At 55.2% G+C, this 11,160-nt stretch carries 7 protein-coding genes and 2 pseudogenes; 3 read left to right on the top strand and 6 right to left on the bottom strand.

The genetic code is table 11. From position 1 onward, the window contains the following. Positions 1-270 precede the first annotated feature (270 nt). Together BOW53_RS11090 and BOW53_RS11085 are read right to left on the bottom strand one after the other, a co-directional pair. Entirely contained in the window at positions 271-570 is a 300-nt protein-coding gene (locus tag BOW53_RS11090) for a rhodanese-like domain-containing protein (protein WP_078488051.1), read from the bottom strand. Positions 571-704: 134 nt separating this feature from the next. Then, on the bottom strand, positions 705-2,210 hold the full coding sequence (locus BOW53_RS11085; protein ID WP_135607085.1) for a hypothetical protein: 1,506 nt from the start codon (positions 2,208-2,210) through the stop codon (positions 705-707). A gap of 174 nt (positions 2,211-2,384) precedes the next feature. On the opposite strand from BOW53_RS11085, the gene BOW53_RS11080 reads away from it, so the two are divergent. Then, positions 2,385-2,657 carry a hypothetical protein gene (locus BOW53_RS11080; protein WP_078488049.1) on the top strand — a complete coding sequence of 91 codons (273 nt, stop codon included), beginning with the start codon at positions 2,385-2,387 and terminating at the stop codon, positions 2,655-2,657. A 236-nt stretch (positions 2,658-2,893) separates the two neighbouring features. Here BOW53_RS11080 and nifJ read toward each other — a convergent pair. From nifJ to BOW53_RS11065, 3 genes and pseudogenes are all read right to left on the bottom strand, one after another. Continuing rightward, positions 2,894-6,440, bottom strand: a pseudogene (gene nifJ / locus BOW53_RS11075) (pyruvate:ferredoxin (flavodoxin) oxidoreductase). An 8-nt stretch (positions 6,441-6,448) separates the two neighbouring features. Further along, a pseudogene (locus tag BOW53_RS11070) lies at positions 6,449-8,072 on the bottom strand (NAD(P)-binding protein). A gap of 397 nt (positions 8,073-8,469) precedes the next feature. After that, complete coding sequence (locus BOW53_RS11065) at positions 8,470-8,682, bottom strand: hypothetical protein (protein WP_135607084.1); 213 nt, start codon at positions 8,680-8,682, stop codon at positions 8,470-8,472. A 241-nt stretch (positions 8,683-8,923) separates the two neighbouring features. On the opposite strand from BOW53_RS11065, the gene BOW53_RS11060 reads away from it, so the two are divergent. Further along, a complete protein-coding gene (locus BOW53_RS11060) occupies positions 8,924-9,838 on the top strand; it encodes a hypothetical protein (protein ID WP_078488047.1) in 915 nt (304 codons plus the stop codon). A 51-nt stretch (positions 9,839-9,889) separates the two neighbouring features. Here BOW53_RS11060 and BOW53_RS11055 read toward each other — a convergent pair whose 3' ends face one another. Beyond that, positions 9,890-10,651, bottom strand: coding sequence for a tetratricopeptide repeat protein (locus BOW53_RS11055; RefSeq protein ID WP_216641102.1), 762 nt, complete (start codon positions 10,649-10,651; stop codon positions 9,890-9,892). A gap of 40 nt (positions 10,652-10,691) precedes the next feature. Here BOW53_RS11055 and BOW53_RS12845 point away from each other — a divergent pair, with 40 nt between their 5' ends. Then, positions 10,692-10,868, top strand: a complete 177-nt coding sequence (locus BOW53_RS12845) for a hypothetical protein (protein WP_172838876.1) — start codon at positions 10,692-10,694, stop codon at positions 10,866-10,868. Positions 10,869-11,160 lie beyond the last annotated feature (292 nt).

The following is an 11,160-nucleotide window of genomic DNA, read 5'->3' as shown; positions in this document are numbered from 1 at the left end:
CGGATCTTTTCAAGATTCGAAAAACTGGATGTGATGTTCACCTTCTTTATCCTGGCTTCACTCATCTCAGACACGTTGATTAACGTGAACAGGCCCTAGCAAATTGCGCCATATTAAAAAGACCCAGGATACCAATTAGATAGACACGCATGCTGCGTCATTAATGGAAATAGAGATCAGGTCAGGATTGGGCAAACCCATCCTGGTGGCTGGATACCCCCCCCCGCATGGCGGGGGCTGTGAATAATCACAAAGGAGGTTGAAAAAACGTTAATTGATATCCCAGGCGAGCTTTTTACTTGGGAGGGTGTAGCTCCACGGCAGGTTACTGCTCTTCCAGCCATTCACGATACGCTGTCCCTTGTTGGGGCCGATCTTCTCTTTATCGCCTTCGAAGCCAACAATCACCGAATAGACATATTCGTAGCCCGCAATATGCAGAACGCGGGCAGCCTTGGCACTGCGACTGCCTGAACGGCACATGAGGATTATCTTGTTGTCCTTACCCAGCCCCTTTTGATCCAGTGCTTTCTCAAAACTCTCGAAGAACTGGCGTTTGCATGAAGCCAAGAAAACACCAGCAACCCGTCCCTATGCATATTAATTGTGCTTTTCAGATGCCCGCCAGATACCACCCCCGCGTCGAGCGTTACTCACACAGGGCCCGCACAGGGGCGGCATCAACTCAAAGAAATGGATTTGGATCAGTTGATTCTTACCTGGAACTCCACGGTCACCGATTCACCAGGTGCTAACTCACCTGCATCGTGATCTACGTCTGACGCAGGGAGCAGTTGAGAATAATCCAGATTAATCGTGCCGCTGTTTACCGAACCATCGTGGTCTGCGCCATCACTATCCGCATTACTGCTGAAAAACGCTGCTGCTTCCACGCAAGCTCTGGGGGTCGCTTTATCCACGCCAGAGTCATCAGGCGCAGTATCCGTACAGGTCACCCTAAAGCCGTTACCCGTAGCATCGGTAGGACTACTGTCTGCACACGCAGGCACTCCAGTACCGTCAATAAAGTCACCATCTAAAGTGATATCTGTCGCCTGCAAAACGTCCTGAAGGGACGTCAAGGTTGCTGAAGCTGACGCGCTTGCAGCATTTGTTACTGTCAGGGCGTATCGCTGGTAAGCACCGGGAATGGACTTTGGATTGGTTGTGCCATTGATATCGTCACAGAATGTTGTGACTGTTTTCTGCAAACTGACGGTTGCAGAGGCAAGTTTAAATGCGGAGGTGTCCGAGGCCTGACCGTTGGACGCCACATCTTTTGCGCCACTGGTATGCAGTGTTCCTGCCACGAAGTCAAAGGTCAAATCCTCATCTGCGATGGTATCAGCCACATTACCGGTAACCAGCGTCGTTGCAGCGAGCGCTGCGTTGTCCGCAAAGACATCTTCCTGTGACTCTGGATCATCTGCAATATCATTTGCAGTACCTCCCGGGCTGACATTACCACTGTCATCATTGGAGATAACCGTACCGTCACTCTCGGCAACCTGCGCCACCAGGGTCAAGGCAGAGATGGATCCGTTAACATTGTTGGCACTGGCTATCCCGGTATTGTTATCAACCAGATTCGCTATGGTATCGATATCCGCAACCACGAGGATATTGAAGGATTCATCCGGATCCACATTATTCAGCGTGGCTACACCGTTGGTTGTCGTTAGTGCGGTATCTCCAGAATCCCATTTATTGTCGTTGTTCGCATCCAGGAAATACTGGATGGTCGTATTATCAACATCGAAATTATCTGAACCCGTCGTAAATCCAGTTGGGTTGGAACTGTGCACCGCCATCAGCAGGATATCGAGACCATCGACCGGCGTATTACTCTGGTTGGTTACCGTAAACGCAAGGGCCGCGTCTTCCAGGCCAGGTACAACATTGACATGATCTGTATTATCGGCAGTCACCAACAGATCCAGTTTCCGATCAACCAGGAAATCCGTTGTTTCTGCACCCGTATCACCTGCAACCAGCGAAGGATCATCATTGCCCGTCGGTGAACTGACAATGTCATCCTGGTCGACTCCGCCAATACTGAAGTTCAACGTTGCAGAGTTGGAAACCGTTGTACCCGCCTCGGTACCGTCTGCATAAGCAGAAGTCGAGAACCAGGCGGCTGAAGTGAGAAAAAATGCGGAACACAAGATCCTTCCAACACCTTTTCTTTTAAAATTAAATTCTTTGTTCAAATAAGAATTAACCGTATTTGATACCATTCAATTACCTACTATCCTAGCGGCAATTGCGATAGCCCAATCCCCGCTATCTTCACCGGCAATAGCTATTGATTTGCATTGCCTGAAGACCTCGCAAAGCGGACCTTGCATCCGGTCATTATTACGTACGCAAGTTTTGAGGGCGTTATGAGTTCAAACTGCAATATCACCGACATTCGCAACTTTCTCCCCCGTTTTGGTGCTGATCAACTGATACAGCAGTGCAGGGAGAAACAACCCATCGCCAATACTCATCCGGATGAGTTGTTAGAGAATTTACCTGATGTGCTTCGCAGTACGCTGGATCTTCTGCTGGAGGAGTTCGATTATCAACAGGAGATCTCTTCCAACCAGGCCATTGTGGCGCGTCTGCTGGCGATGACTGTTGTGCGCCTGGAAGATCGCCAGCACTCCAACTGAAACGTTAGTTTTAACCATTCGAAAAAAGACGTCTTGTGTTCGGTCAATCCCATCGGGATGAACCTTCGACGCTATCTCTAATCGCTGATCGCCCGATCGATCAGCTCAATCCAATGATCAACCGGCAATTCCGAAACCGCTGAAAGGTGCAGCTGACAACCTACGTTGGCTATAGGGCCCGAAATGTGCCTCCCAGGGCAGAGTAAAGTGCCTGCCCCGGGGATGGCGATGCGGCATCAGGCGACGGGATGGAACTCCGAAGACTCCTGGGTCGCCACGTGCTCGTAGGTCTCCCAACGCAGGTTGACCAGTTCCTGGGCCAGGTTCATCAGGTGATCGACCTCGTCCGGGTTGGTACGCTGCAGAACCTTGTAGCGCGCCTCGTTATAGGCGTACTCCTTGAGACTGATGCGCAGACGCGGTGAATCGAGTACGAAGGGGCGATCCCCTGACTTGCGCAGTTCCGAGTTGAAACGGATCAACGGCTAGTAGCCGCAGGCCCTGCTGCAGATCGTAGCCGTGGGCGATGCAGGGGCTGTAGGCCAAGATCAGAGATGGCCCCTTGTAGGCCTCGGCCTCGCGCATCGCCTGCAGGGTCTGCTGGGGGTTTGCCCCCATGGCCACACGGGCCACGTAGACGTTGCCGTAGGAGATCGCCTGCATGGCAAGGTCTTTCTTACCGATGCGCTTACCCGCCGAGGCGAACTTGGCTGACGCGGCAGTGGGAGTGGACTTGGACATCTGGCCACCGGTATTGGAGTAGACCTCGGTATCCAGCACCAGCACGTTGATGTCGCGGCCACTGGCCAGTGCATGATCGAGACCGGCAGAGCCGATATCGTAGGCCCAGCCGTCGCCGCCCACCAGCCAGACCGATCGACGCAGCAGATGGTCGACAACAGATTCCAGGTTGCGCGCCCGTGGATCATCGATCTTGGGCAGCATGGCCTTCACCGTGTCGACACGCTTGCGCTGCTGGCGCAGTTATTCACCCACCCACTGTTCGGAACGCACCATCTCGTCCACCACCTCTTCGCCGATCCAGGGGGAGAGCTCCTGCAACAGCTCCTTGGCCATATCCATGTGGTTATCGGCTGTGATACGCATGCCCAGGCCGAACTCGGCGTTGTCCTCAAACAGGGAGTTTGACCAGGCGGGGCCCCGGCCCTCGCTGTTGATGGCCCAGGGGGTGGTAGGCAGGTTACCGCCGTAGATGGAGGAGCAGCCGGTGGCGTTGGCTACCAGCAGGCGGGGACCGAACAGTTGGGAGAGCAACTTGACGTAAGGTGTCTCACCGCAGCCTGCACAGGCCAGGGAGAACTCGAACAGGGGCTCCAGGAACTGGGTACCACGCACCGAGGAGAAATCAACCCGCCCACGATTGTTCATGGGCAGTTTCTCGAAGTAGCGCACGTTGGCCTGGCCCTCTTCCAGCATCGGCTTGCGGGCCTTCATGTTGATCGCCTTGATGTCCTTGTCATCCGGACTGTGGGCGGGGCAGGCCTCAATGCAGACGCCGCAGCCGGTGCAGTCCTCCAGGTAGATCTGGAGTGTGTAGCGGGTCTCGGGAAAACCGCGGGCGCTGATTTTGGCCGACTGGAAGGCCCCCGGCGCCTTGTCCAGTAACCGCTCATGGTAGAACTTGGAGCGGATCACGCCGTGGGGGCAGACGAAACTACAGTTGCCGCACTGGATACAGATATCCGGCTCCCAGTAAGGGACATTGTCGGCCAGGTTGCGTTTCTCCCACTTGGTCGTACCGCTGGGGTAAGTGCCGTCCACCGGTATCCGGCTCACCGGCAGGTCATCACCCTTGCCTTCCAGCATGGGTGCGGTCACCTCGCGTACGAATTCAGAGGCGTCTAAAGTCACCACCGGGTCGAGCTCACGGTCGCTGGTGATGGATGCCGGAATACTCACCTCGTAGAGATGGTCCAGGGCAGCATCCACCGCCTTGAAGTTCTGCTCGATTACCGCTGGACCCTTGCGATAGTAGGTCTTCTCGATCGCTTTCTTGATCTGGGCGATGGCCTCGTCCCTGGGCAAAACACCCGAGAGGGCGAAGAAGCAGGTCTGCATCACGGTGTTGATACGCCGCCCCATGCTGGCATTACGGGCCACGGTGGAGGCATCGATGACATAAACCTTCAGCTCACGATCCTGGATGATCTCCTGGGCCATTTTGGGCAGGTGTTCCCACACCTCGTCCGGGCCGTAGGGGCTGTCGAGCAGGAAGGTTGCACTATGCCCTGCGTTTTTCAGCACCTCTGTCTTGTAGATGAACCCAAACTGGTGGCAGGCGATAAAGTCCGCCGTCTGTATCAGGTAAGGCGCCTTAATCGGGTAAGGCCCGATTCGCAGGTGGGACACTGTCTGGCTGCCCGCCTTGCGTGAGTCATAGACGAAGTAGCCCTGGGCATAGAGATCGGTGTTCTCGCCGATGATCTTGATGCTGTTCTTGTTAGCGCCAACGGTGCCGTCAGAACCCAGACCGAAAAAGAGAGCCCGGGTCATGTTGGGTTTCTCCAGATCGTACTCGGGATCCCAGCCCAGGCTGGTGTTGGTCACATCGTCGTGGATACCGATGGTGAAGTGATTTTTTGGATGCTCTTTGAGCAACTCGTCGCACACACCCTTCACCATGGAGGGAGTGAACTCCTTCGATGAGAGGCCGTAACGCCCCCCCACCACCTTGGGCAGGGTCTCCCACTCTCCCATGGAATGGGCCTCCATCAGCATGGTCAACACATCCTGCTAGAAGGGTTCGCCGCCAGCACCGGGCTCCTTTGTGCGATCCAAAACCGCAATTTTACGCACCGATTTGGGAAGCACCGCTAGTATCTGTTCAGTTGGAAAAGGCCGGTAGAGACGCAGCTGCACCATGCCGAACCTGCCCCCCTGGTCATTGAGCTCCTCGACGGTCTCCATCACCGTCTCCGCACCAGACCCCATGATGAAGATCACCTGCTCTGCATCGGGCACACCGTAATATTCCACCAGGTTGTACTGGCGTCCGGTCACCTCGGCAAACCGATCCATGGACTCCTGCACGATACCGGGCGTAGCCAGGTAGAAGGGGTTTGAACTTTCCCGCCCCTGGAAGTAGACATCAGGATTCTGGGCGGTACCGCGGATGAACGGATTATCCGGGTTGAGGCCGCGCTTGCGATGCTCGTAGACGAGCTCGTCGTCAATCATGGCCCGGATCTGGTCATCGCTGAGCAGTTCCAGCTTATTTACCTCGTGGGAAGTGCGGAACCCGTCGAAGAAGTGCATGAAAGGCACTCGCGCCTTGAGGGTGGCGGCATGGCTGATCAGCGCCATGTCATGCGCCTCCTGCACCGAGGCAGGCGAAAGCATGGCGAAGCCGGTCATACGGGCCGACATCACATCCTGGTGGTCGCCGAAAATGGAGAGGGCCTGGGCCGCCAGGGAGCGGGCCGCAACATGGAACACCGTGGAGGTGAGCTCACCGGCGATATTGTACATGTTGGGCAGCATCAGCAGCAGCCCCTGGGATGAAGTGAAGGTAGTTGTCAGGCCACCGGTCTGCAGGGCGCCGTGTGCGGTACCCGCGGCACCGCCCTCGCTCTGCATCTCGAACACGTCAGGCACCTGACCCCAGATGTTCTTCACACCCTTGGCTGACCAGACATCCGCTGACTCCGCCATCGGCGAGGAAGGGGTGATGGGGTAGATGGAGCAGACCTCGCTCACCCGGCAGGCAACATGAACGACCGCCTCGTTACCATCAACTGTTACGAATTTCTTGTTTTCACCCATGGCAATAATCACTCAGCAAAACCGGGTTCGGAGACCATCTCGATAGCATGGCAGGGACACTGCTCGAAGCAGACCGCGCAGCCGGTACACAGCTCGTAGTCGTAGCGATAGCGATTGCCCTTGCCGAGCTTGATGACTGCCCCTTCGGGACATGAGCCGTAGCACTCGAAACAGTTGCCGCAGGAGAGGCAGCGGCGCGCCTCGAACAGGGCCTCGGATTCACTCAGCCCCTTGAGGATCTCGTCAAAGTTCTTCCTGTCCACCAGGGGCAGGTGTTCCTGCTCACACTTGGGTGCGTGGGTCTGGTACCAGAGGTGAAGTTTTTCATGCTCGATGATGGGATGCTTGGGCGCCTTATCGTAACGGGTACCCCGCAGGTAGGCGTCAATGTGGCGGGCGGCTTTCTTGCCGTGGCCCACCGCGATGGTCACCGAACGCTCACTGGGCACCATGTCGCCGCCGGCGAAGATACCTTCGTGGCCGGTCATCATGTTGTTGCTTACCACCACTGTGCCATCACGCTGAAGGTCGACGCCTGGAACATCCTTCAGAAAACCGGTATCGGTGTCCTGACCAACGGCCAGGATCAGGGCATCGGCCTCAAGGGTCTCTACCTCCCCAGTGGGCTGGGGCCTACCGTCCTTGTCCAGTTCCATCACCTCCACCTTGAAGGTGGTCTGGTCGATCTCCTTGATGGTGCTCAGCCACTTGATCTTCACCCCCTCCTCGATGGCCTCGTCGGCCTCGAAGTCGTGGGCGGGCATGCTGGCCCGGTCGCGGCGATAGATGATCATCGCCTCGTCCGCACCCAGGCGTTTCGCGGTGCGGGCGGCATCCATGACGGTATACCGCCACCGTAGATGGCCACACGGCGCCCCAGGCGCAGCGGCTCCTCGCTCTTGGCCTCGCGCAGGAGCTCACTGCATCCATCATCTTGCCGACATCCCTCGCGGGGATATCGATCTTCTTGCTGATGTGGGCGCCCACGGTAATGAAGACGGCGTCGAAGTTGCCCGCCTCTTTTTCCGCCAGCACGTCCTCCACCCGGTGGTTGAGAACGATCTTGCCCCCCATGTCCTCGATGCGCTGAATCTCGGCGGCCAGTTCATCACGGGGCATGCGGTAAGCAGGAATGCCGAAATGGATCATGCCACCGGCGATAGGACCCGCCTCATGAATCTCAACTTCGTGACCAAGCCGCGTCAGGTGGTAGGCGGCCGACAGACCGCTGGGCCCGGCACCGATGACCAGGATGCGTTTGCCGCTGGGCTCGGCGTCGAACTTCGGCTTCCATCCATTCTCCAGGGCCATATCGCCAAGAAAACGCTCCACCGCGTGAATACTCACTGTGCTGTCGGTGTAGTTTCGGTTGCAGGCGTTTTCACAAGGGTGGTAGCAGATCCGCCCGTGGATGGACGGCATAGGGTTGTTCTCTACCAGGGTCTGCCAGGCCGCTTCGTACTCCCCTTCCTGGGCCAGGGCGAGCCAGGCCTGGATATCCTCACCTGCCGGGCAGGCGTTGTTGCAGGGGGGCAGAAAATCGAGATAGACGGGGCGGCGCGTACGCAAGGCGCCCGTCCCCTGTCCGGACTTGGCCAAATCCGGACTCGAGGTCATGAACTTTACGGTCATATTGTCGTTCCCCTTCAGGGGACCCTCTGATTATTCTTTATGCCCTGAACCGGGCTCTGAGAGTCCAGATTCGAGGCTGTCAGTGCATAGATATTTTCAGCCCCGGGAACCATTCGCTCCCTCTCTTTAAAGGAGGGATTATTTAGTGTCTGTGGCAGTTCCTCGCGGGCGAGATGCAGGATACAACGCTACAACCCTGGGGTCGAGATGGAATTAGGAATAGGATAATAAGGCGAGAATATATGCTGCGACGCAGCAACCTCAAAATGCCGTTGAAGTTGCTGCTTCGATGAATTTCTTACTTGCTCTTTTTAGGCTTCTTCTCTTCTCTTCTCTTCTCTTCTCTTTTCTTTTCCTTTTTCTCTTTTCTTTTCCTTTTTCTCTTTTTTCGGCTTCTTCAGCTCTTCCTCTTCTTCATCCCCGTTCTTGTTCTTCTTTTCCTTGCTGCCGGCGTAGCGTAGCGTTTGCCTTTTTCCATGCCCATCTCGTTCGCCTGGTCTGCAGCCACCCCTCCAGCGCCATGTCCGTTACCGCCCTTTGCCGCACTCGCTGTACCAGCGCCGAAAACGACAAACACCAATACCATGAGGATTACCATAATCTGCTTCATTTCAATACCTTCTCTCATACTTGCAGTAGCCTGTCATTATTGTCCCTTGAGCCTGAAGATCCAGGGAACTAATCTATTAAACGAAATTACCTCCCGACAAAATCTCTGTTTTGCATCTCAGGTCACATTATTTCAGTAACTTACAACCCTTGTTCCCTACCTATTATGGCAGCATCGCTAATGCTTAAATGTATAAGATTAAGGATAATCCGCTCATATTCGGATTAATTAGGAGCAAACCATGGTTAAACGTTCTATAATCGCAATTGCGGGCCTGGCGGCATCTGTCCTGCTTGTTGCACCAATCTCCTATGACCTTGACAGCGGCGGAGTAATTTTTTCTGACGTTGCAGCCAAGGGCGGAAATGGCAACGGTAATGGCAATGGTCACGGCCCCGGTGGCAACAGTGGCAACGGCCTTGGCGGTGACTTCGGAAGCGGCCCTGGAAATGGCAATGCCTTCGGACACTCCAAGGGTAACGGCGGCAATGCCTTCGGTCATTCTGCTGAAGGTAAAGGACAAGGGAACAATCACGGCGCCATTGCCAGCAAACTGGGACGCCTGAATGCGGCCCATGCCTCACCGAACGCAAGACTGCATGCTGCACCGAACTCGGCTGTGGGAATGATCGCGGCCTACGAGGCTGCATATGGAACAGCCCAGGAGGCTGTATCAGCTGCAGCGGATTTAGCAGCGCTTGCGGAAGAGGCCCAGGCGGCTACAGTCGATGCGCGTGCAGATGCCAATGCCCTGGCCACTGCGGCTGCAGAGGCTGAAGCATATGCTGCAGATCTCGAGACACAAGCCGCGGCTGATCCCACAAATACGGAGCTTGCTGCCGCAGCGGCAGCAGCACGTGGTGATGCTGATACCGCTGCCGCTGATGCAGCCGCAGCAGATGCCACAGCAACCCAGGCTGAAGCAGATGCAGCAACCGCACAGGCAGAAGCAGACGCAGCCGAAGAAGCGGCAAATGAGGCTCAACAAGCTGCAGCAGATGCTCTGAATACAGCAGCAAACAAAAACATCACCGATGAAGAAGGCAACATCGATGAAGAGGTCAAAGATGCAGTAAACGACCTGCTCGGCATAGCCGAGGAGCCCGATCTCGCGCTCACGGTATCCCCTGAGGAGCCTTCAGGAGACCCTGAGTAATTTATACCGACCTACCGGCGGCAGCTTGGCCGCCGCCGGTTTTTTGTTTCATCACTGAGACTCTTTCCTCAAAAGGCTTATCACCTTCGCGTTGCCAGCATCTCCTTTCACGCCACGTGTCTTGAGATATTTCTCGATGGCCTGGTCGGTTTTCTCTCCCCGAATACCATCGGCATAGCCCGCGTTATAACCCAGTCTCCCCAGTACATACTGCACATAACGCGTGGTTGGCCTGTTCCGGTAACCCTTCATATTTTTTTCCGGCTTCCAGCGATCTGCCCGTGACAGGGCAGATTTATACTGGCCAGATGTCATCTTTTCGCGAAGCTTTGCCAATAATTCCGTGGCGAGTTTGTCCCCGCTTTTCTCGGCAAGCCTCAGCCAGGTCACTGCCTCCAGGTCGTTCCTCGGCAGCCCGATACCCTTGGCGAACAGAACCCCCATGGTGAACTGGGCTCCCTTGTGTCCCTGGCTTGCTGCCATGCCATTCCACCTGGCACCCCAGGCGCGGTCTTTCTCCACTTCCCTGCCATTGAGGTAGGCATCACCCAACTGGTATTGGGACCGTTTATGTCCGGCTGCTGCTGATTTCAAAAACCAGCGCACTCCCTCGGCATGATCCCGTTCAACACCGACACCGGAATAAAGCGCAGAACCCCACATGAACTGGGCATCGACATGTCCGGCTTCAGCCGCTTTCTCGAACCAATAAGCCGCGGCGGCATAATCCTCCACAACGCCCTTACCAGACATATAGCGCATACCGAGTTGATACTGGCTTTTCGTATCACCCATCTCAGCAGCTTGATCCATCTCATGGGCACTGACTGCGTCCCGAATAATGGGTATCTGTTTGCAGGAGATCAACGGCACCGTCAGCAGCATCAAAAAAAATGTTACCGGTCTGCAGCAAGAACTGGTGTTGCAAAAGAATCTCATGAGATTTCTCCGAAATATTGCCATGGACAAGCTATTAGACGACGAGGAGTTTGAGAACAATAATGTGAGCATGCACTCAGGTGGCGGGTGATCGCGTCCACTCCACACTCAGACAAATTGATCAGACCAAGCCTCCTATCTGAAATCCGTGTCATCCGTTTCACCGTGAAACCTGGTTCAGCTTGAAAGAATAGGCCGTAATAAAAAGCGTGATTATTACGTCGCCAAAATAACTACACCGGCCGATTGTAATATAGAAACCTGGATAAAACTGCGTAGTAGTACTTAGGGATGGTCTGAAAAATTAGAGTTTTCATTCACCAGGCACCCAAATTCAAATATCCGTCAAATAAGCCTGTCTTTTATCCCCGAATTGGCCTTGA

It is taken from the genome of Solemya velesiana gill symbiont, from assembly GCF_002020805.1.
Classification (GTDB): Bacteria; Pseudomonadota; Gammaproteobacteria; order Chromatiales; family Chromatiaceae; genus Sedimenticola_A.
Note: the sequence above shows the minus strand (reverse complement) of the source record. Positions and strands in the feature narration are given on the sequence as shown.